18 protein-coding genes are annotated in these 20,831 nt (G+C 61.2%); 5 read left to right on the top strand and 13 right to left on the bottom strand.

What is annotated here, in order from left to right; translation table 11 throughout:
- Window positions 1-199: 199 nt before the first annotated feature.
- Both ACTJLA_RS13280 and ACTJLA_RS13275 read left to right on the top strand, forming a co-directional pair.
- The gene (locus tag ACTJLA_RS13280; RefSeq protein WP_073526797.1) at window positions 200-1,063 is read left to right on the top strand and encodes a LysR family transcriptional regulator; all 864 of its coding nucleotides are present in this window, start codon (window positions 200-202) and stop codon (window positions 1,061-1,063) included.
- A 58-nt stretch (window positions 1,064-1,121) separates the two neighbouring features.
- Window positions 1,122-2,126 (top strand): LacI family DNA-binding transcriptional regulator, encoded by a 1,005-nt coding sequence (locus tag ACTJLA_RS13275; RefSeq protein ID WP_034128167.1) that lies wholly within the window; start codon window positions 1,122-1,124, stop codon window positions 2,124-2,126.
- Here the strand turns inward: ACTJLA_RS13275 and ACTJLA_RS13270 are convergent.
- The 6 genes from ACTJLA_RS13270 to ACTJLA_RS13245 all read right to left on the bottom strand — a co-directional run bounded on the left by ACTJLA_RS13270 (window position 2,123) and on the right by ACTJLA_RS13245 (window position 9,076).
- Window positions 2,123-2,848, bottom strand: a complete 726-nt coding sequence (locus ACTJLA_RS13270) for an SDR family oxidoreductase (protein WP_314550366.1) — start codon at window positions 2,846-2,848, stop codon at window positions 2,123-2,125. The genes ACTJLA_RS13275 and ACTJLA_RS13270 overlap by 4 nt on opposite strands.
- A gap of 135 nt (window positions 2,849-2,983) precedes the next feature.
- A complete protein-coding gene (locus ACTJLA_RS13265) occupies window positions 2,984-4,516 on the bottom strand; it encodes an FGGY-family carbohydrate kinase (protein WP_054917455.1) in 1,533 nt (510 codons plus the stop codon).
- Window position 4,517: 1 nt separating this feature from the next.
- A complete protein-coding gene (locus ACTJLA_RS13260; protein ID WP_314550369.1) occupies window positions 4,518-5,597 on the bottom strand; it encodes an alcohol dehydrogenase catalytic domain-containing protein in 1,080 nt (359 codons plus the stop codon).
- Window positions 5,598-5,622: 25 nt separating this feature from the next.
- Complete coding sequence (locus ACTJLA_RS13255) at window positions 5,623-6,615, bottom strand: ABC transporter permease (protein WP_054897444.1); 993 nt, start codon at window positions 6,613-6,615, stop codon at window positions 5,623-5,625.
- Window positions 6,581-8,089, bottom strand: coding sequence for a sugar ABC transporter ATP-binding protein (locus tag ACTJLA_RS13250; protein ID WP_200583106.1), 1,509 nt, complete (start codon window positions 8,087-8,089; stop codon window positions 6,581-6,583). Before ACTJLA_RS13250 ends, ACTJLA_RS13255 begins: the two co-directional genes overlap by 35 nt.
- A 63-nt stretch (window positions 8,090-8,152) precedes the next feature.
- Complete coding sequence (locus tag ACTJLA_RS13245; protein ID WP_057974980.1) at window positions 8,153-9,076, bottom strand: substrate-binding domain-containing protein; 924 nt, start codon at window positions 9,074-9,076, stop codon at window positions 8,153-8,155.
- Between the two features lie 330 nt (window positions 9,077-9,406).
- Here ACTJLA_RS13245 and ACTJLA_RS13240 point away from each other — a divergent pair, with 330 nt between their 5' ends.
- A complete protein-coding gene (locus ACTJLA_RS13240; RefSeq protein WP_236456203.1) occupies window positions 9,407-10,084 on the top strand; it encodes a sterol desaturase family protein in 678 nt (225 codons plus the stop codon).
- A 99-nt stretch (window positions 10,085-10,183) separates the two neighbouring features.
- On the opposite strand, the gene ACTJLA_RS13235 is transcribed toward ACTJLA_RS13240, so the two are convergent.
- The 7 genes from ACTJLA_RS13235 to ACTJLA_RS13205 form a co-directional block, all read right to left on the bottom strand.
- Window positions 10,184-11,695 (bottom strand): hypothetical protein, encoded by a 1,512-nt coding sequence (locus tag ACTJLA_RS13235; RefSeq protein ID WP_314550375.1) that lies wholly within the window; start codon window positions 11,693-11,695, stop codon window positions 10,184-10,186.
- 152 nt (window positions 11,696-11,847) lie between these two features.
- Window positions 11,848-12,204 (bottom strand): hypothetical protein, encoded by a 357-nt coding sequence (locus ACTJLA_RS13230; protein ID WP_034128276.1) that lies wholly within the window; start codon window positions 12,202-12,204, stop codon window positions 11,848-11,850.
- A 126-nt stretch (window positions 12,205-12,330) separates the two neighbouring features.
- Window positions 12,331-12,711, bottom strand: a complete 381-nt coding sequence (locus ACTJLA_RS13225) for a hypothetical protein (RefSeq protein WP_034128173.1) — start codon at window positions 12,709-12,711, stop codon at window positions 12,331-12,333.
- Window positions 12,712-12,713: 2 nt separating this feature from the next.
- Window positions 12,714-13,706 (bottom strand): hypothetical protein, encoded by a 993-nt coding sequence (locus ACTJLA_RS13220; protein WP_169922049.1) that lies wholly within the window; start codon window positions 13,704-13,706, stop codon window positions 12,714-12,716.
- 137 nt (window positions 13,707-13,843) lie between these two features.
- Complete coding sequence (locus ACTJLA_RS13215; protein ID WP_054897424.1) at window positions 13,844-14,908, bottom strand: lipocalin-like domain-containing protein; 1,065 nt, start codon at window positions 14,906-14,908, stop codon at window positions 13,844-13,846.
- A complete protein-coding gene (locus tag ACTJLA_RS13210; protein WP_314550380.1) occupies window positions 14,898-17,360 on the bottom strand; it encodes an ABC transporter permease in 2,463 nt (820 codons plus the stop codon). Before ACTJLA_RS13210 ends, ACTJLA_RS13215 begins: the two co-directional genes overlap by 11 nt.
- Before the next feature lies 1 nt (window position 17,361).
- A complete protein-coding gene (locus tag ACTJLA_RS13205; RefSeq protein ID WP_020301318.1) occupies window positions 17,362-18,030 on the bottom strand; it encodes an ABC transporter ATP-binding protein in 669 nt (222 codons plus the stop codon).
- 274 nt (window positions 18,031-18,304) lie between these two features.
- Here ACTJLA_RS13205 and ACTJLA_RS13200 point away from each other — a divergent pair, with 274 nt between their 5' ends.
- On the top strand, window positions 18,305-18,985 hold the full coding sequence (locus ACTJLA_RS13200; protein ID WP_089042201.1) for a histidine phosphatase family protein: 681 nt from the start codon (window positions 18,305-18,307) through the stop codon (window positions 18,983-18,985).
- Between the two features lie 181 nt (window positions 18,986-19,166).
- A complete protein-coding gene (gene arnT, locus ACTJLA_RS13195; protein WP_314550383.1) occupies window positions 19,167-20,822 on the top strand; it encodes a lipid IV(A) 4-amino-4-deoxy-L-arabinosyltransferase in 1,656 nt (551 codons plus the stop codon).
- Window positions 20,823-20,831: the final 9 nt, after the last annotated feature.

Raw genomic sequence — 20,831 nt, 5'->3', positions numbered from 1 at the left:
GCAAGAGCGCTTTGCTTACTTTCGCGCTTTTCGAAAGTGAGCCGCCGTCAGGGCGGAACCCTAAGTGGCCGTTACCGCAGCAATGGATATGTACACCATCCAACTGTGTTGACTGCCAGGCCGCCTTCGCGAGCAAGCCCGCTCCCACAGGTTTGACCGCATTCCTTTACACTGTCCCCCATTCATCCCCGGGGGCTTCATGGACATCGAACTGGCACGCACCTTCCTCGAAATCACCCGCTGCGGCAGCCTGGCCGCGGCGGCCGAGAAACTGCACGTCACCCAGACCGCCATCACCGCTCGTGTCAAAAACCTCGAGAACCAGCTCGGCTGCACGCTGTTCGTGCGCAACCGTGCCGGTGCGCGACTGACCGCCGACGGCGAGGCGTTCGTGGTGTACGCCAACCAGTTGCTGCAAACCTGGGAAGCCGCCCGCCGTGACCTGCCATTGCCGGACGGCTATCGCAATGTGCTGCATATCGGCGGGGAGGTCAGCCTGTGCAACCCGTTGATGCTCGGCTGGGCCAAGGCGCTGCGCGAGCAGATACCGGGGCACGCCTTGCGCACCGAAGTGCGTGAAGGCGAATACCTGCTGCGCCAACTGGAGCTGGGTGTGCTAGATGCCGCCTTGGTGTTCCAGCCGCAATACTGGCCGGGCTTGCAGGTGGAGCAGGTGCTGGAAGAAAAACTGATTCTGGTGCAACTGGCGAGCAAACCCTCGCCTTACGTGTATATCGACTGGGGCCAGGGTTTTCGCCAGCAACACGACGCCGCCCTGCCCGACCGTGCGCGTGCCGCACTGAGTTTCAACCTGGGGCCGCTGGCGTTGCAGTACATCCTGGAGAATGGCGGGGCTGGCTACTTCCGCACGCGGGTGGTGCAGAGCTACCTGGACAGCGGCGTCATGCAGCGCGTGCCCAAGGCGCCGGAATTCAGCTTTCCGACCTACCTGGTGTATTCGCGGGCGCGAGATTCAGCGGTGTTGCAGCAGGCTTTGGAACTGCTGCGCGAAGTGGTGAAGGCCGAAGGCGACTGGTCGCAACGCTGGGATCCGCTGATTTGAATCACTCTACGCTTGCGCACATGCTAGCCTGCTGGTGTTTACTCTCGCAGTCTTACCGATGAACAAGAAAAAGTCCGTCACCATCAGCGACATTGCCAAACGGGTCGGCATGACCACCATTACGGTGTCCCGCGCTTTGAGCAAACCCGACCTGGTCAAACCCGCCACCCTGGCGCGCATCCTGGAAGTGGCACGCGAGCTGGACTACGTGCCCAACGCCTTCGCCCGCGGGCTCAAGCGCAGTGAAAGCCTGATCATCGGGGTCATCACCGCATCGGTAGACAACCCGTTCTACAGCGAGATGATCAAGGCGATTTCCCGCGAGGCGAAAAAGCACGGCTACACCATCATGCTGGTGGACACCGATGAGCTGGAAGAACTCGAAAGCAAGGCAGTCGATACCCTGCTGGGCTATCGCGTGGCGGGGATCATCCTGTCGCCGGTCTCCGACGAGCCGAGCTACCAGCCCGACTATCTGGAGCGCCTGGGCAACGGCAAGACCCCGGTGGTGCTGCTCGATCGCACGATCCACGACAGCCCGTTCAGCCGCGTGGTGCTCGACAACTACCACAGCGGCCTGCAAGCCGCGCACTACCTGTTACGCCAAACCCCGAACCTCAAGCGCCTGCTGGTGCTGACCGGCCCCGAGCACTCGCGTATCAGCGTGGAACGCCTCAAAGGCCTGCGGGAAGTGCTGGCCGCACACCCCGACATTCAGGTCGAGGTGCAAGCGGGCGACTACACGCTGATGCCGGCTTACCTGCATACCCTCGATTACCTGGCCGCACACTCGGCACCGGACGCGATCATGGGTTTCAACCAGTTGATCACCCTGGGCGCCCTGCGTGCGTTGCGTATGCATAACATCGCCCATGACAGCCTGACCATCTGCGGCATCGACCGCCTGCCCTTCGCCGATATCTTTGGCGTGCCGATTGCCTGCGTGGCCCACGACGCGTCCCTGGCCGGCAGCAGTGCGGTGCGCCTGCTGCTTGATCGCCTGCAAGACCCGCACAAGCCACGGGACAAAGTGGTCATCGCCGGGCAGTTGGAAAACGGCTAGCGGCTGGTGTAGCCGCCGTCCACAGGCAGGCTCACGCCACTGATCATGCTGGCCGCGTCGCTTAGCAAAAACAGCACCGGCAGCGCCACTTCCGCCGGTTGCGCAAAACGCCCCAACGGAATCGCTGCCAGCGCCGGGTCGCGCTTGGCCGGGTCGGACCAGGCCATGGTCGCCATGGGCGTCAAGGTCACGGTGGGGTTGACGCTGTTGACGCGTATGCCAAAACGGCCCCACTCGGCGCATTGCACGCGGGTGATCGCATCCAGTGCAGCCTTGGAGGCGCAGTAGCTCAGGTGATCATCCAGCGCCACCAACGACGCCTGGCTGGAGACGTTGACGATGCTGCCGGCCATGTTCGCCTCGATCATCTTTGCCGCGACCCGGCTGGCCACTTGCGCAGCGGCGCGGGCGTTGACATGCATTACCTGGTCGAAGGCGTTGGCGCTGATGGCAGCGGCGGGCTCCAGGCGTGAGATACCGGCGCAGTTGACCAGGCCGTGCAGAGGCGGCAAATCTTGCAGGGTTTTGTCGAGGGCGATGCTGTCAGCGATATCCACGCACAAGGTGCGGCACCCCAATGCCGCCAACGCCTGGGCATCGCGACCGAGAGCGAAGACTTCGGCGCCGCTGGCGATCAGTTGCTGGGCAATTTCGCGACCGATGCCGCTGCTGGCGCCGGTGACGAGGATGCGCTGGTACGAAAAGTCGAAGGTGGTAGACATAAATAAAGATCTCAAAACCAATGAAGACCCACTGTGGGAGCTGGCTTGCCTGCGATAGCGGAGTGTCAGTCTCCTTNGTGCTGATACACCGCTATCGCAGGCAAGCCAGCTCCCACAGTTTTGGACGGTGTTGAATCAGGTGGCTTGCAGGTTGTGCATGACCGGTTTCAGGGCCGGATACAGCTTCAGGTACTCGGCAAACGCCCGGTCATAGGTCATGACATTCTCCCGCTTGGGCTGCGCCCGCAATTGCAACTGCACCCAACCCGTGTCCATCTGCCCATCACTCACCAACCCCATCGTATGCGCCGCCAACAACGCCGCGCCCAGGGCTGCTTCTACCTCCTGCACGATCGTGTACACCGGGTAGCGTGTGACGTCGGCGATGATCTGCATCCACAGGTCCGAATGGCTCGCCCCGCCCACCACAATCAAGCGCGGGTCCAGGGAATGCGCGCCCTGGCTGCCCGCTTCGATATTGTGGCGCAGGGCAAAACTCACGCCCTCCAGCACCGCGCGGTACAGGTGAAAGCGACTGTGGTAGAGGTTGAGCCCGACAAAACTGCCGCTGGCGCGGTCATCCCACACCGGGCTGCGCTCGCCCATCAAGTAAGGCAAAAACACCACGCCTTCGCTGCCTGCCGGAATCTTCATCGCGCTCTGCTCGAGCAGCGCCAGGCTGTCTTGCCCCGTGGCCTGGGCCTGCTGTTCTTCGGCCTGGCAGAACTGCTCGCGAAACCAGCTGACCGAGGCCCCGGCGGTGATCGCACCGCCGAAGATGTACAGGTCGCGGTGGCCGTTGTAGACGTGGGGCATGCTCACCAAACCGTGACGTGCATCCACCTGCTGGTTCAGATAGCCCCAGCACATGCTGGTGCCGATCATCGCCACATGATTGCCTGGCTGAGTGACACCCGCCGCCAGGGTCGCCATGGCCGCGTCCACGCCCCCAGCGAGGATCGGCGTGCCCGCCTGCAAGCCCAGGCGTGCGGCCCAGTCTGCAAGCAAACCACCCACCACCTCGCCGGAATACAGCAACCGCTCGGGCATCATCGACTGCGCGATACCCAACGCCTCCAGCATCTCGCCTGACCAGTTGCGCGCCGCCACGTCGTAGACACCGCCGATATTCCCGGCGCTGCTGTGGTCCACCGCCAACTCGCCGGTCAGGCACCAATTGATGTAGCTGTTGGGCGGCAACAGGTAACGGGTATTCGCCCACACCTGAGGCTGGTGCTGCTTGAGCCAGAGCATCTTGGTGAAGCCGTAGTAGCTGTCCACCGAATTGCCGGTGATGGCGAACAAGCGCTCCAGGTCCACATGCTCACGCACCCAGGCCACCTGCTCGCCGGCGCGGCGGTCCATCCAGATCAGGCACGGGTGCAGCGGCGTCATCTGCGCATCCACGGCAATGCCCGAACCACCGTACAAACTGCTGATGCACAGCGCCTTGACCTGCGGCGCCGGTACCCCGGCCTTGGCCATGCACTGGGCCACGCACGTTTCGACAGCATCCAGCCACACCTGCGGCCACTGCTCGGCCCAGCGCACTTTCGGGGTGTCCACCCGGTAGCCTTGGCTATGCTGGGCGATGATCGTGCCTTGGGCATCCACCAGCAGCGCCTTGGTGCTCTGGGTGCCAATGTCTACACCGATGACGTAGTCCATCTCAGAGCACCGGCTTCAACAGCACCTTGATCGACTTGGTCGAATTGGCCAGTTCAAACGCCTCGGCCCAGTCGTCCAGCGGGAAATCATGGGTGACGATGCCTTGGGAGGTGACCAGGCCACGCTCGAACAGGTCGATGGCGATGGGGTAGCAATACGGGCCCAGGTGCGCGCCGCGCACGTCGAGCTCCTTGCGGTCGCCGATGATCGACCAGTCCACACTGGTCTCGGCGCCAAACACGCTGAACTCGACAAAGCGTCCGAGCTTGCGGATCAGGTCCAGGCCCTGGGTGACGCCGGCCGGTACGCCGGTGGTTTCGATATAGACGTCACAGCCGTAGTTGTCCGTCAGCCCGTTGATGATCTCGCGAGCGTTGTCACGGGCGGGGTTGATCACCACATCGGCGCCGAACTTTTTCGCCAGTTCCAGGCGCTCGTCGACCATGTCGATCACCACCAGTTTTTTCGGGGTCTTCAGCGCGGCGACCTGGACCATGCACAGGCCCAAAGTGCCCGCGCCGGCAATCACCACCACGTCGTCAAGCTGGATATCGCCACGGTTGACGGTATGGATCGAGCAGGCCATCGGCTCCACCAGCGCCGAGTCTTCCAGGGACACCGACTCAGGGATCTTGTGCACGATGGCGGTCTTGGGAATGCGCATGTATTGGGCCATGCCGCCTTCGGCCACTTCGCGCTGGAAGCCGAAGATGTTGTGCACTTCGCACATCCAGTATTTGCCCGATTTGCAGAAGCGGCACTTGCCACACGGCACGATCTGTTCGGCGATGACCTTGTCACCGACCTTGACCTCAAAGTGCTCCTCGGCGCCCTCGCCGGCTTCGACCACGTAGCCGAAAAATTCGTGGCCCGGTACTACCGGCGCCTTGACCCAGGGGTTGTCGCCGCCCCAGAACATCGCAGCGCCCGAGTGGCACTTGCAGTCACTGGCGCAGATGCCGCAGGCGGCGATACGGATCACCAGCTCATTGGCACGCGCCTGGGGTTTGCTGATGCGCTCCAGGCGGTAGTCTTTCGGGCCGTGGCAGACGACGGCTTGCATGTGAGTGTGCTTGTCCATGTGTTCGGTCCTGTGTAGTGAGGTATTAACGATGGCGCTGACGGCTGATGAAAATCGCCAGCAAGATGATCCCGCCCTTGATCACGCTCTGGACGTAGGGCGACACGCCAAGCATGTTCAAACCGTTGTTCAACACGCCCAGCAGCATGGCGCCGAGCAAGGTGCCGATGATCACTCCGCGGCCGCCGGCAATCGACGCACCACCCAGTACCACGGCGGCAATCGCATCCAGCTCGAACGACACGCCGGCATTCGGCTGGCCGCTCATCAAGCGCGAGGTGAGCACCAGCCCGGCAATCGCGGCGGTGAAGCCGCTGATGCCGTACACCAGCAGCTTGAAACGCGCCGCTCGCACCCCGGACAAGCGCACCGCTTCTTCATTGCCGCCGATGGCGTAGATGTAGCGGCCGATGCGAGTGTGTTGCAGCAGCACATAGGCCGCCAGGTAGGTGATCAGCATGATCAGGATCGGCACCTGCAGGCCAAACACACTGGCGCGACCGAAGAACGCGAACCACTCTGGCAAGCCGGAAATCGGGTAGCCGTCGGTGTACATCAGCCCGAACCCGCGGGCGATACCCATGGTCGCCAGGGTGACGATGATCGGCGGCATATGCAGGTACGCCACGAACAGCCCGTTGCCGATGCCGAAGGCCACGCCCACCAGCAGCCCGGCGCCAATCGCCAGGCCCGGCGGCAACCCGGCGACCATCAGCCCGGCGGTCAAGGTGCCGGACAACGCCATCACCGGCCCCACCGACAAGTCGATGCCACCGGTGAGAATCACGCAGGTCATGCCCACCGCGATGATTGCGTTGATCGACACCTGGCGGGCGATGTTGGAGAGATTGCTGGCAGTGAGGAAGGTGTCACTGGCGAGGATCATCACCAGGGTCACCACCACCAGCCCGACAAAGGGATAAAACGCCGGCGAACGCAGCAGCCGCGCCAGGTTCAGGCGCAAGCGGCCGGTGCCGGCGGTGTTAATGGACGTATTCACTTGAGCCCCCTGTTGCATGGCGCATGACCTCTTGAGGATTGACGGCGGACGCTTCCAGTACCTTGACGATGGCGCCCTTGTGGAACACGGCGACGCGGTCGCACATGCCGATGACTTCGGGCAGCTCGGAGGAAATCATGATGATCGCGTAGCCCTGTTCGGTGAGGCTGCGCATCAACGCGTAGATCTGCGCCTTGGCACCCACGTCGATACCGCGTGTGGGTTCGTCGAACACCAGCACGTCGCAGTGGTGGTTGATCCAGCGGGCGATCACGACTTTTTGCTGGTTGCCGCCGCTGAGGTTCACCACAAGGCTTTCGCCACTGGGTGCCTTGATCGACAGCTGGCGCATCAGCGCTTCGACGCTGGCGCACTCGCGAGCCTTGTCGATCAGGCCCGAGGCGTGCTGATACTTGGGCAAATTGTTCAGCGAGATATTTTCGCGAATGCTGAAGGCGGTGATCAGCCCTTCGCTCTTGCGGCTTTCGGGAAGCAGGCCGATGCCGTGGGCCAGGGCTTGGGCCGGGTCATCGAGGCTGACTTTTTCTCCGCGCAGCCACACGTCTTTGCTCACCGTGGGCAGCGCGCCCATCATGCCCAGGGCCAGCTCGGTGCGGCCCGAGCCCACCAGGCCGGCGAAGCCCAGGATCTCGCCCTTGTGCACATTGAAACGGTTGTGGGGGCCGTTGCGCACCAGCTGGATATCCTTGACCTCCAGCAGCAACGGGCCGCGTGCGGTAGTGGGTTTAGGCGGAAAACTGCACTCCAGGCGGCGGCCGACCATCATCTCGACCAGGCGGTCGATGTCGCTGTCGGCCACCTCGGTGACGCCCGCATTGCCGCCGTCGCGAAGCACGCTGATGCGGTCGCAGACCTGGAAAATCTCTTCCAGGTGGTGCGAGATAAAAATCACCGCCACGCCCTGGCGCTTGAGTTCGCGCATGATGTCGAACAGCAACTCGGCCTCACTGGGAGTCAGTGTCGCGGTCGGCTCATCGAGCACCAGCAGGCGTGCGTCCAAAGCCAGGGCCTTGGCGATTTCGACAAACTGCTGCTCGGCCACGCTCAGGTGCTTGACCGCGCAGTGCAGATCGATGCTGACCCCGAGGCGCTCGAACAACGCCTGCGCCGCCTCGGCCATTTCGCGCTTGCGCAACAGGCCGAAGCGGTTGCTCAGCTCATGGCCGAGGAAGATATTTTCTACCGCCGTGAGGTAGGGAATCAGGCTGAATTCCTGGAACACAATGCCAATCCCGGCGGCAATCGCATCCCGATAGGTCGCAAATTTTCGGGCCTGCCCGTCGATAAAAATTTGCCCTTCGTCCTGATGTTCGACACCGCCCAGAATCTTCATCAGGGTGGATTTGCCCGCGCCATTTTCCCCGAGCAAGGCGTGGATTTCGCCGCGCTCCACTTGCAGGTTGATGGCCTTGAGGGCCTGCACCCCCGGGTAACGCTTACAGATGTTTTCCAGCTTCAGAAGACTGCTCATACCGCCGACCTCGCACTCAGAAGGAAGACCTGGGCCCCACGAACTACGCGGGGCCTGGGGGGGTTACCAGCTGAAGTCCTTGGCCTTGGCCTGGTCGATCAGGGTGATGTCCACCGGCACGCTGGCCGGTACTTGGGCGCCCCACTTCTTGGCCAGGGCGATGCCCAGGGCGAGGCGGATCTGGTCGCGGGGGTATTGGGCCGAGGTGGCAATGAAATGGCTGCCGGGTTTCTGGATCGCCTTGATCGCTTCCGGCGCACCGTCGACGCTGACCAGCTTCACGTCCATGCCGCTGGCTTCGATGGCCGACAGCGCGCCGAGAGAGCCATTGTCATTCACGCTGAAAATGCCCTTGAGGGTAGGCTGGGCCTGCAACATGTTTTCGGTGACGGTGAGGGCCTGATCGCGTTCCTGTTTGCCGTTCTGGATGCTGACAATCTTGATGTCCGGGTGCTTGGCCACCGCCTCCTTGCAGCCGCGCACACGTTCGAGGATCGGCACCACGGCGATGCCGTCAAGGATAGCGATATTGCCTTTGTCACCGATGGTTTTAGCCAGGTACTCACAGGCCTGGAAACCGGCGTCGAAGTTCTTCGAGCCCACGAACGAATCCAACGGGCCATCTGCCTGGGCATCCACCGCCACCACTACGACACCGGCAGCATGGGCCGACTTGACAGCCGATTGCACACCGACGGAATCAGTGGGGTTGATCAGCAGGATGTCGATGCCCTTTTGCAGCATGTCTTCGACATCACTGACCTGCTTGGACACGTCGTGGCGGGCGTCGGTGATGATCAACTTGGCACCGATGGTCGCGCCGGCTTCTTCCAGGGCGTTTTTCATGGTGACGAAATAGGGGTTGTTGATTTCCTGGAACGAGGCGCCGATGCGGATGGGCTTGGCAGCGTCGGCAAACGCGGGGGTCGCGCTGCCCAGGGTGATGCTGGCGACCAGTAAACACAGGGTTTTCGGGAGCATTTTCATGGCGTGGGTCTCTGTTTTGTTTTTATTTTTAGAGCAAATGTTATCGTTAACATTTTGCCAGAAACTAACAAGTAATTCAGACCTGTGCAAGCCTCCACTGGTCGGTCTCGGGCAAAAACGTGGGAGCTGGCTTGCCCTCCGGTTGTAGGAGCGAGCTTGCTCGCGAAAAACTCACAGGCGCCGCGTTTATTCAGAAGCCCGCGTTATCGTTGACATTTTTCGCGAGCAAGCTCGCTCCTACAGGGGGGATGAGGTGGTCAGTAAAAACTCGCACATCCGCTTACGCCAACTAAGCTCAGCCTCAAATAAAAACACAGCGAGCAGCCGGCCATGCCCCACCCGACCGAGACTTTCCGCGACCGTTACCGCGCAAGCGTCAACCCGCGTTACAACCCCTGGCTGCACGCCGCATTCGTGCTTGGCTACGGCATCGCCTGCATCACGCTGGCCTGGTCCTCCACCGCCGATATCACCGCCCTGCAGTGGCTGACCGTGCCCCTGACCCTGCTGTTCTTCAACCTGTGCATCTACCTCGTGCACCGCCACCTGGGCCATCACAAACATGCATTCGCCCGGCTGTTTTACGCACGCCACACCGGCGATCACCACAGCTTCTTCACCCCCGGCCACATGACCTACGACAGCCCTCGGGACTGGCGCGTCATCCTGTTTCCAGCCTGGCTGATCATGCTGCACAGCCTGGCCATCACCCTTCCCGCCTGGTGGCTGCTCAGCCAACTGAGCCCCAACGTTGCCGGGTTGTTTGCAGGCTGCATGATCCTTGGCTACCTGCTCTACGAAGTGTTCCATGCCTGCGAACACCTGCCTGCCGAACACCCGGTGGCACGCCTGCCATGGATTCGCCAGATGCACCGCCTGCATGCCCTGCATCACCGTCGCGAGCTGATGCAGGGGCGTAATTTCAACATCGTGCTGCCATTGATGGACTATCTGTTTGGCACTTTGTATTGGGAGCCGGTCAGCCACGATAACCAGCGGTCGTCATAAGCATCCGGCGGAAAAATGCAGCAATGGCGTTACGCATTGACGCAAAAAGGGCATACAGCTGCTTTGCCTGTATGCCCTTTGCGCTAAGCCGCCACTGGCTTAGCTCTTGGTACTGCTGAGCAAGGTTTGTTTGCACAAATGGCCAAAGCTCACGAACTGGGTGTTCTCACCGCCGACACCAATGCCCGGGTACTCCAGTACCTCCATGCGCCAAACCCCATAGTTGAAGTCGGTACGCCAGGTATTGTTGTAACCTTGGGAGTAATCGACAAACTCAGTCTGGAAATCACCGAAGCAGGTACCCACGTTGATCGTGCCGCCGGCTTGGCCCGAGCTGTCGGTAGCCGCCGAGTAAGCCTTGTAGACGATATCTCCGGTGTCCGGGTTGATGTGCTGGTCGAGGTAGACAATCGGGTGCAACCCCACCAGGGGCGCACCGGTGCTGTCCGACAGGCCCATGGTCCAGGTCAGATCCCGGTAGGCTTGGGTGGTCATATAGCCGTAACCCACGTTGGAAGCGGAATACGGGATACGCAACACATTCGCCTCGCCTTTCATATCCGGGTTGTTAACACGTGGGTTGGAACCAAAGGACAGCGTGTATTTACCCGTCGCACTCCAAGGCTCATTCGGGTGCTGGTTGGGCCGCACGCGCACCTTCACCACACCGCCTACGCCTGGGCTTGGGATCGACGTCGAGATCACATTGGCGCCCAAGGTGACCCACTGGCTGCCATCGAAACGCTCAAGGATCCATTTGCCACGGGTACTACCGCTAGCGGCATCGGCCACCAACGCAATACCCACACTCTGGCCACGCACAGCGGTGAAATCGAAGTAATCAACATCGTCGAGGCTGTCGGCATTACCGCTGAGGTAGTTCAGCGTGTCCGGCAGCTGGAAGGCCGTGTCCGGCGTGTCGTTGGGCTCGTAGGCGTCGATATTGGTGTCGACCGCCACACCGAACTGGAAGCTCGACCCGTCGACCGCCGCATTGGCCTCCATGAACCAGTAATAATCACCGGCCGGCACCACACCGCTTAGGCTTTCGTCGCCATTGCCCGGGTTATTGGAGGTGCCCATGGGAAGCGGGTTGCCCTGACCATCGTCCTGGAACAGTGACAATGACATGTCGGTACCCACCGTCTGATTGACCAGCAAGGCGTTGATCCTGGCCTTCTGCGGCAAATTGAAGTGATAGCACAGCAAAGCGCCGGCCTGCACGCCCTCAATTGTGTAGAGCGCGTTCACGTCCAGCGTGACTTCACAACCCTGGACCAAAGCCGCTTGCGCGGCAGACGCTTGCTTGCCAGTGGCCTTTTGCACTTTGCCTACCGCAGCGGGCGCAATGATGTCTTCCACCACCGAGTCCGCCTTGGACTTGGCAGCGAACACGGGCTTCTTCAGGTGAGCGCTCGATTGCAGTCGCTGTTTGAGCGTAGCGGGTGCCTTGTTGGCTTGGATTTTCGAAGCATCTTTCAAAGCTTGCTTGACGCTGACTTGAGGCGTTTGCGCCGCCAGATGAGGGTATTGCTCGGCCAGGGCAAAGGCCGAAACGAAGCAAGAGGCCGCCATGGCCGCGCCCATAATGAAGGCTTTTTTCGATTTCATTTTTTATCCATCCATAGTTAAAAAATTGAAGCTCAGGTAACCGGCGACATCCGGTCACCTGGGATGGACTGTAGGATAAGACTGTATGCATGTACAGCACTTTTTCTAAAAAATGTGAGCCTGGAATTCAGGCTCAAGAAGCGAGAGCACCTCTAAAGCCAGGTGCACCAATAGCCCCAACTGATCGCCCACATTATCGCGAGCCGATAGGGCCATACAGCCCAACGCTTGAGCGCTGGCGGAATGACGGCTAGCTCTGCCTCGGTCATGTAACCTTCTTTCACGGAGCGTTCTGGCGCGCGGAGGATATCAATCATTAGACACATGCGATGAAACCTGACGAACCGCTGGTTTCGTCCCCAGCGTTGCTGATATTTACGCACCTGCACGTTTTCAATGAAGTAACCTTCCAACGCCTCGAGTTTTGTTCGTTCGACAAAGAGCATTAATCCCAAAATGACGAACGCTCCAACCAACATCACCAGGGTGTAAGCGAGAAAAAACGACATTGTCATGCCCCAGGTGGGAAAATCGAATCACTCTTGATCTATAGCGCCCCGTAATGACCGCCTGCTGGTTCGCACACGTCTACCAATTGCCAATTCAAGAGGTGTTTTCGCGAGTGAGGCCTAGTTCTATGGAATTGGGATATCGCACCATCTGCGCCATACCTCCCACACAATCATTTCGATGATACAAACATCCGCGAGGCGATACGGCCACAAGGCCCAGCGCTTAAGCGTCAAGGGGACAGACGCCAGCTCGGCTTCGGTCACAAGGCCTGCCTTCAGAAAAGCTTTCGGCCCTGACAGGATGTCGATCATCAGGCTCATTCGATGATATCTATCGATCGGATCATATCCTTCCCTGAAACGCTTATGTCTAAGAACCTTCTCGTTCTCACTGAAGTAACTTTCCAGTTCATCCAGCTTTGCGTATTCAGCAAACACTATCAGTACGAAGACGACAAATACCCAAGCGAACATCACAATGCTATATACAAGAAAAAGGGACATCGTTATGTGCCCTCGGGTTGGAATATCAGATCGCCGTCGACTGCCAATATTCTTCCCCCCAAAAACCCACCAAACTCACCAAAAAAAGCGCCTCCCGCCGCCCCACCCACAGCCCCTCCGATAATTCCACAAGCCAGTTCACCGTTGCCTTTCAGTGAAACACCCAATGCAATCCGGCATGCACTGCGAGAAATAGTTGCGCCACGCTTGCCCAAAACAGCAGCCCCAAATACTCCACCCAGCAACCTCCCCGTCTCCACATACTTCGCCCGCCGACACTGCGCCTCCCTTCCCACCACACACGCCTCCTTGATTTCCAAACCCGCCACGCCCACATCCAACGCCAACCCCAGATATGTTCCTTGCTTTAACCATTTCGACATCTGCGTAATCGTCTGAACCCGCTGCGCATACCCCACAATTTCGCCTTGATGCAGATAGCTTTTGGTCGAGATCCCAAGCGCCTCCTTAAGCGGTTGATTGCCACGCAATCCAGAACCAAATCGCGCAGCCCCTTGCAGTTGCATATCCAAAACGCCAAACATCCTTTGACGCTGTCGTATAAACGACTCTTTGTCCAAACCACCGTCCTTCAATTGCCGATGCAACTGCTCGATTTCCTCCAAAGTCTGTGCAACCGCCTGCAGGTGCCGGCTCCAAGCCGACGTCGCACTGCCGATGCCTATCGACCCATACCCCAGAATGCTCTGCGCCAAGTCGTAATTTGTATTTCCTGCTCTATCGAGCGGCACATTCTGGTCCAGTTGGCGACTAATCTCTTCAGCGTGGCGCATCAACCAGGCTTCTTCGATTGAGCAATGGGCACTGGACATTTCGGGAACGATCACCAACTCACCCGGCCTCACCATTCCTTGGCTCAGGTGTTTATTCAGCACATCAAAATGATCTGGGCCCTGTAACAAGCCTCCGCGCCATAGCCGTGATTTCAAAAACGGGTAAGGTGAAGCCTGTTGATTGATGTAACCGTACGCCATGTCCTGGATTCCGATACCGAGAAAGGCATCGAAATATAAGCAAGCACCTACAACCCGGACACAAGCAGGCGGGGGTCAAAAAGTACGTTTGGGAAGTTGCCTACACAGCAAAAGATGAACGCCTACAGAAAGCGCCCCTAATACCCCGTCATCTCCAAATACCCCACCCCACCCTCAAACCGCACCGGCCCTTCCCAGTACGGTATACCCAGGTCCATCCACGCCTTCGGGTTGACGGCCTCGGTGGTGATGTCCAGCTGTTTGCCGGGAATTTTCAGCGACCAGCGTGTGGGAATGTTGCGCCCGTCGATGGCCGTGGTGGTCAGCGGTGTGAGTTGGATATCGCTGTTGTGCAAGGTCTCGGTGTGGCCCTGGGCGTCGATCCAGGTGCCGGTGAGGTAACCGTCGCTGTCTTTCTGCCGCACGCGAAACAGCATCAGCTGCGCGCCGCGGTCCAGATGCAGGGAGAACCAGTCCCAGCCGGTCTGGCTGGCGGCAAGGGGTTGGCTGCTCCATTCGCGGTCGAGCCAGGCTGGGCCGCTGACCTGGTAGGTGTGGCCGTCGAGGTTGACGCTGCCGCTGGCGGTGAAAAACGGCTGGCTGTAGTAGTACGACGCCTGGCCCTGGTCGGATTTGCGGCTGTAGCCATGGTCGCCTTGCAGCACCAGCGGGCGGCTGGAAGTCAGGTGCAGGTCGTAGGCAAATTGCGCGCCACTGGCCTTGAGTTGCATGTCAGCCAGGGGGCTGGCGGCGCCGGGGCGGGTGGCGAAGTTCCAGTCGTCGATCCAGGCGTTGAACGGCTCTGCCTGAGCCCCCGCCTGGCCGACGCCACCCCGGGCCAGGCGTTCGGCGGCGTAGTGGCGGGTGGCGGAGGTGACGGCGGCGTGGCCGAGCCACACGGTTGAATCGCGCCAGCCCGGTTGGACGGGGCCGGCCTTCAATGCGTTGCGAAACAGCGTCCATTGCACGCCGAAGACATTGCCCTGGGCATCCTTGAGGTTGGCCGTGACGTACCACCATTCGATACGAAAGCCGTCGTGGGGCCCGTGGTCTTCGGGAAAACTGAAGACTTTGCCGGGCACCACCTGGGCAAAGTCCGCCGCATCGCTGCCCAGCCCGGCGAAACTGTCCTCGGGTGCGGGCGCCTGGTCGCAGCCGCTCAGCAGTAACCAGGCGATGCACGCCAATGCCTTAATCTTCATGGGCGAACGTCCTCAACAAATCCGCCGGACGGCTGCGGTACAACTGCCATAAGGGCCAGGCCGACGCGAGCAAGGTGGCAAGCATCGCCAGCCCCAGCAATTGCGCAAGCTGCCCGGGGAATACCTGCAGCGGCAGGCGCCAGCCGAAGGCCTGCACGTTGATCACCGCATCCAGGCACCACGCCAGCAACAGCCCCAGCGGCAACGCCAGGATCAACGTGAGTACCGCCAGCAGCCAGGTCTGGCCGAGGTTGAGCAGCATCAATTGTCGGCGAGTCACGCCCAGCGCCCACAACGGCGCGAGTTGACCGAGTCGGCTTTGGCTCTGGGTCAGCAGGCTGATGAACAGCGCCACGCCGGCGACGCCAAGGGTCAGGCTGTTCAACGCGGCGGTGGCAGCGAAGGTGCGTTCGAAGACCTGGCTGGACCACCCCTTGAGTTGCTGTTGGTCGACGATGCGGCTGTCTTCCAGGGCGAACTCACGCTGCACTTCACGGATCAGCGACGGCACGTCGGCGGGCGCTACCCGCAGGTTGAAGCGTACCGGTGAGAGCGTCGGCCAATGCGCCAACAGGTGCCGGGCATTGACCAGCAGATGGCCCTTGGGGTTGCCGTAGTCGGCATAGATGCCGACGATCTTCGGCGCCCAGGTGCCCTGCGGCGTGGGGATGGAAACCGTGTCGCCCAGTTGCACCTTCAGGCGTCGCGCCAGTTGTTCGCTGAGCATCAGGCTGTCGTCTTGCAGCAAGCGGTCCCAGGGCGCGTCCACCGCCTCCAGCAACGGCCAGTGTTGACGATAAGTGGGGTTGTCGACCACGCCGAACACCTCGGCGGGCCAGCCTTGCAGTTGCACCGCCACCTGCCAGGCGGGCAGTACGGCCTGCACCAGGGGCTGACGGGTCAACCACGTCGTCAGTTGCTCGGCCTGCTGCGGATTTTGCGGGTTGAGGTACAGCTCGGCGGTGAGGCGTTGCTCCAGCCAATGGGTGAAGGTCTGGCGAAAGCCCGAGGTCATGGAGCCGGCGCCGATATTCGCCGCCAGGGCCAACAGCAACGCCATCAGCGCCAGGCTCAAGGCCGGCAGTTGCTGGCGGCAATCGGCCAGGAACCACTGGCCCAGTACCGAGCGACTACGCCCCAGCACGGCTTTCAATAACCCGTTGAGCAGCACCGGTAGTGCCAATGCCGCGCCCAACAGCAAGGCCCCCATCAGCACAAACCCGGCGGCCAGGCTTTCGCCCAGCCACAGCGCCAACAACGCGATCGCCAGGGCCGCGGACGCCACCCACCCCTGGCGCCGCAGCCAGCGCCCATGGGCTTGATGCCAGGCTTGGGCGTTGGCCAGCGCCAGTAACGGCAAACGCGCTGCGCGCCACAGGCTGCTGGCTCCGGCGAGCAACGCGCCGAGCAGGCTCACGCCCAGGCCGGCCAGCCACCACCAGGGGCTCAAGTTCAATTGGCCGGCGACTTCGGCGCCGTACAGGCCGCGCAAACTGGCGGCGACATCCGGCAGCAACAGGCTGGCCAGCAGGTAGCCGCTGGCGATACCGAGCACACCGCTCAACACCGCCAAAGCGCCCAATTCGACGCCCAGGCTCAGGATCAACATGCGTGCGCTGACCCCACAGGCGCGCAAGGTTCGCAGCAGGCCGCGGCGCTGTTCCAGGGCCAGGCCGATGGCCGCATGCACGATAAACAGCCCCACCACAAAGGATAAAAAACCCACCGCATCCAGGTTCAGGTGAAAGCTTTCGGTGAGGCGTGACAGGTTGCTGTCCTCGCCCTGCTTGAGTTGCAACGCGGCGGGTGGCGTGGGATGGTGGGCGGCGAAGGTGTTGTCCAACAGTAGGCGCGACAGGCGCCCAGGCATGTTAAGCAGGGGTTGGGCAAAGCCGATATCGGTCAGCAGCAGGCCGGGCGCCATATCGGCCTGTACCTGCAACGGTGGCAGGCGTTGCCCGGTGGACGTCAGCGGCTGCTCGCCCGCCTGCAACCCCAGCGCCTCTAACGTTTGCGCAGCGACCCAGGTACGCCCCGGCGGCTCGAAAAACGCCAGCATCTGCGCCTGGCTCAAGCGTTGCCCCGCCACGCTGCCGCTGCCGGGTAACGACACCGGGTCGATGCCCATCAGTTGCAGACGCTGCTGCTCACGCCCCTGGAGCACCACCCGCCCCTGCACCACCGGGGATACCGGCCAGCCGGCGCGGCGCAGCTCGGCAAACAGTGCCTGGGGGAAACTGGCGGCGTCCGGCGCAACCAGGCTGGCTTGGGGTTCGCCACCGATCAATTGGCTGGCACGTGCGTAGCTGTCCCGCGCCTGGCTGTTGAGAGCCTGCACGCCGGTCAGTAGCGCGGTGGCCAGCCACAGGCCGGTGAGCACGCTGAAAAATTGCACCGGATGACGCCGCCAGTGGCTCAGCAACGCGCGCAGCGTCCAGTAAAACAGCGCCATCTCAGCGAGCGTCCATCGGCACGACACGCCCACGGTGCAGCACCACTTGCCGGTCAAGCCGTGCGGCCAGGCGCGGGCTGTGGGTGACCATCAGCAGGCTGGTGGGGCTGTCCCGCAGCAGGTCCAACAGCAGTTGCAGCACTTCATCGCTGGTGGCTTCGTCGAGGTTGCCGGTGGGTTCGTCAGCCAGCAACAAACCCGGCCGCGAGGCCAGCGCCCGCCCGACGGCAACCCGTTGCTGCTGGCCACCGGAGAGTTGCTCGGGGTAACGCCGGAGCAAGTCGCCCAGCCCCAGGCGCTCCACCAATTGCGCTTGCCAGTGCGGGTCGAAACGCCCCGCCAGCCGCGCCTGGAACGCCAGGTTGTCTTCCACGCGTAAGCTGCCGATCAGGTTGAACTGCTGGAAGACCAGGCCGATTTGCGTGCGGCGCCAATGGGCCAGTTGCCCTTCGTTGAGTTGGTCAAGGCGCTGCTCGCCGATGCGGATGCTGCCGGCGTCCACTCGGTCCAACCCAGCCACCAGGTGCAGCAAGGTGCTTTTGCCACTGCCCGATTCGCCCATCAGCGCCAGGCTGCTGCGTTCACCCAGGTGCAGGTCGACGCCAGCCAGAACAGTCAGCGGGCCTTGCGGGGTCGCGTAGTTTTTAACAACACCTTGCACCTGCAACATAAGAACGCTCATCTGAAGGACCAGCAATGAGAATAACGGCTGACGCTCGTGCATACGCAAATTTTTCACATGGATTTCACCGTCTGCCCATCCACCGAACTTTAAAGTGCCCGCCAACTCGTGGTGACTCACAACTTATTAGTTAATCCAAGTGACACTCTTAACATGCAAGTGTTCAGCAAAAAGACAGCGGTGCTGTGACAGTCTCCTGCCTCACCAAGGGCAACTGCCCAATCGTGCAGCCTTTTTATAAACACAATAAACAGTGCCGAGGATGAACCGCGTGGCAGACATGATCCTGGCCAATCCCCAACCCAAAAGGTCAAGGTTAAAACGCCTGAGAAAATACCGCCTGCACCTGCTTGGCATCAGCGTTACCGCCTTGTTGTTGACGGGCTTTTTATTCTGGCCCAGCTCGCCCCTGGACTTGGGCGTGGGCAATCGCCTGGTGACCTCCGGGGTGCTCGCCAGTTGGCGTGAGGGTGAGCTGGTGGTGCTGGTGCGCCATGAGGAGCGCTGCGACCGCTCGGCCAACCCCTGCTTCGGCCCTGCCGATGGCCTGACCATCAACGGCACTGAACGCGCCGTTGAACTGGGCAAAGCCTTTGATTCATTGGGCATGGCTCTGACCGACGTGCTCAGCAGCCCCACCACGCGAACCGCCCAGACGTCACTGTTCATGTTCGGCAAGACCGAGCTGTCCCCCGGCCCGCTGGCCATCTGCGGCGACGCCATGGGCGGTGAAATCCTCGGCCACAAACAGCCGGGACGCAACCTGATGCTGATCACCCACAGCGCCTGCATGAGCGACTTCCAGACCAGCCTCGGCTTCCCTCACGCAGCCGCTGCAGAGTACGGCAGCGCACTGTTCGTCAAGGTGCTGCCCAACGGCACCTTCAAGGCCCTGGGCACCATGAACAGCGAAGAGTGGACCGCCGCACTTAAAAAACTTTAATTACACTTGTTTACATATTAAGCCTTGAGACGTTCAGCAAAACGACAGCCCCACTCTGGCATGTTTAGCCGCGCCTGTTAGTTATGCTCTCCAACAACAACTTAGTGACCCTTACGATGCTTCGCCCTATTAAGTTAATACCGCCATTGCCCGTACTTGAACGTTATGGAGCGATGTGCGCATGCCCCGCATAAACCCTGTGTCCTGGCTATTGCTGGGCGTTGCCGTGTTCTTCCTGTTGCCCCTGGGCTTTCACGGTTTATGGACGCCGGACGAAACCCGCTACGCCCAGGTCAGCCAGGAAATGCTGATGAGCGGTAACTGGGTGGCGCCGCACTTCATGGGCGTGCGTTATTTCGAGAAGCCCGCCGCCGGCTATTGGCTGATCGCCCTTGGCCAGGCGGTGTTCGGTGAAAACCTCTTCGGCGTGCGTATCGCCTCAGTGCTGAGCACGGGCTTGAGTGTGGTGCTGGCCTACCTGCTCGCCCGTCGCGTGTGGAACGAGCCGCGCAAGAGCTTTGCCTGCGCCCTGCTCTACCTGAGTTTTGGCCTGGTGGCCGGGCAAGCCGGGTATGCCAACCTCGACCCGCAATTCACCCTGTGGGTGAACCTGAGCCTAGTGGCGTTGTGGTTTGCCCTGGACTGCCGCACGCCATGGGAACGCCTGGGTGCCTGGGCGGTGTTGGGCGTGGCCTGCGCCATGGGGTTCATGACCAAAGGGTTCCTGGCCTGGCTGTTGCCGGTGTTGATCGCCGTGCCCTATCTGGTCTGGCAGCGGCGCGTCGGTGAGTTGATGCGCTACGGGCCGCTGGCGGTGCTGGTTGCCGTGCTGGTGTGCCTGCCATGGGCCCTGGCGATCCACCTGCGCGAACCGGATTACTGGCATTTCTTTTTCTGGCATGAGCATATCCGCCGCTTTGCCGCCGACAACGCACAGCATGCTCGGCCGCTGTGGTTCTTCCTGCCAATCATGGGGGTGGCATGCCTGCCGTGGGCTGCCTTGCTACCCGGCACCCTGCTAAAAACCTGGCAGGAAAAGCGCCAGCCGGCGATTGCCTTTCTCGCCCTGTGGCTGCTGCTTCCCCTGGGCTTTTTCAGCCTGAGCAAAGGCAAATTGCCGACCTACATCATGCCGTGCCTGTTGCCCCTGGCCTTGTTAATGGGCCACGGTCTGATCGACCTGATCAAGCAAGGCAAGGCGCGCACGCTAGTCATCAACGGCGCGCTCAATTTCGTGCTTGGCATGACGGCCATGGTGGTGCTGATCTACCTGCAAATCACCCGCCCGCTGTACAGCAATAGCCATGCGGAGATGTTCAACCTGTCCCTGACGTTTATCGTGCTGCTGGGCTGGATCCTCGCCAACCTGTTGCAAGCGGTGCGCCCGCTGACGTTGTGGGCGATGCCTGCCCTGGGCATTGGTTTGCTGGTGGCATTGCTACCGGCGGGCATGCCGGCTCTGATCCAAGATAACGAGATGCCCGACCAGTTCGTGCTGGAACATCTGGACGAACTGCAACCTACCCGTGCTTTGCTGAGCAATGACCTGGGCCTGGCATCGGCCTTGACCTGGCGCCTGCGCCGGCCCGATGTGGCGTTTTATAACACCCAGGGAGAGCTGCGCTATGGCTTGAACTACGAAGACGCGGCACAGCGCAAGGTCACGCCGGACAGTGTCCAGGCCTGGTTGGCCGAGGCCCGCCAACACGGGTCGGTCGGCGTGCTGATGCAGGTCAAGAGCACCAGCGAACACCGTGAAGAAGGGCAGTTGCCGCCCGGCGGCAAACGCTATCGCAAGGGCAACCTGGTACTGACGATTTACTCCCAACAACCTTGAATGCAGCGC

The sequence above is a fragment of the Pseudomonas sp. 22072 genome (assembly GCF_052046095.1).
Classification (GTDB): Bacteria; Pseudomonadota; Gammaproteobacteria; order Pseudomonadales; family Pseudomonadaceae; genus Aquipseudomonas; species Aquipseudomonas paracarnis.
Note: the sequence above shows the minus strand (reverse complement) of the source record. Positions and strands in the feature narration are given on the sequence as shown.

Bases quoted from the DNA above. Each gene is read 5' to 3' on its own strand.
- ACTJLA_RS13270 (WP_314550366.1), bottom strand. From the start codon at position 2,848: ATGTCTACCACCTTCGACTTTTCGTACCAGCGCATCCTCGTCACCGGC.
- ACTJLA_RS13210 (WP_314550380.1), bottom strand. From the start codon at position 17,360: ATGGCGCTGTTTTACTGGACGCTGCGCGCGTTGCTGAGCCACTGGCGG.
- ACTJLA_RS13280 (WP_073526797.1), top strand. From the start codon at position 200: ATGGACATCGAACTGGCACGCACCTTCCTCGAAATCACCCGCTGCGGC.
- ACTJLA_RS13245 (WP_057974980.1), bottom strand. From the start codon at position 9,076: ATGAAAATGCTCCCGAAAACCCTGTGTTTACTGGTCGCCAGCATCACC.
- ACTJLA_RS13225 (WP_034128173.1), bottom strand. From the start codon at position 12,711: ATGTCCCTTTTTCTTGTATATAGCATTGTGATGTTCGCTTGGGTATTT.
- ACTJLA_RS13255 (WP_054897444.1), bottom strand. From the start codon at position 6,615: ATGCAACAGGGGGCTCAAGTGAATACGTCCATTAACACCGCCGGCACC.
- ACTJLA_RS13230 (WP_034128276.1), bottom strand. From the start codon at position 12,204: ATGTCGTTTTTTCTCGCTTACACCCTGGTGATGTTGGTTGGAGCGTTC.
- ACTJLA_RS13265 (WP_054917455.1), bottom strand. From the start codon at position 4,516: ATGGACTACGTCATCGGTGTAGACATTGGCACCCAGAGCACCAAGGCG.
- ACTJLA_RS13240 (WP_236456203.1), top strand. From the start codon at position 9,407: ATGCCCCACCCGACCGAGACTTTCCGCGACCGTTACCGCGCAAGCGTC.
- ACTJLA_RS13275 (WP_034128167.1), top strand. From the start codon at position 1,122: ATGAACAAGAAAAAGTCCGTCACCATCAGCGACATTGCCAAACGGGTC.
- ACTJLA_RS13220 (WP_169922049.1), bottom strand. From the start codon at position 13,706: ATGGCGTACGGTTACATCAATCAACAGGCTTCACCTTACCCGTTTTTG.
- ACTJLA_RS13235 (WP_314550375.1), bottom strand. From the start codon at position 11,695: ATGAAATCGAAAAAAGCCTTCATTATGGGCGCGGCCATGGCGGCCTCT.
- ACTJLA_RS13215 (WP_054897424.1), bottom strand. From the start codon at position 14,908: ATGAAGATTAAGGCATTGGCGTGCATCGCCTGGTTACTGCTGAGCGGC.
- ACTJLA_RS13250 (WP_200583106.1), bottom strand. From the start codon at position 8,089: ATGAGCAGTCTTCTGAAGCTGGAAAACATCTGTAAGCGTTACCCGGGG.
- ACTJLA_RS13205 (WP_020301318.1), bottom strand. From the start codon at position 18,030: ATGTTGCAGGTGCAAGGTGTTGTTAAAAACTACGCGACCCCGCAAGGC.
- ACTJLA_RS13260 (WP_314550369.1), bottom strand. From the start codon at position 5,597: ATGGACAAGCACACTCACATGCAAGCCGTCGTCTGCCACGGCCCGAAA.
- ACTJLA_RS13200 (WP_089042201.1), top strand. From the start codon at position 18,305: ATGAACCGCGTGGCAGACATGATCCTGGCCAATCCCCAACCCAAAAGG.
- arnT (WP_314550383.1), top strand. From the start codon at position 19,167: ATGCCCCGCATAAACCCTGTGTCCTGGCTATTGCTGGGCGTTGCCGTG.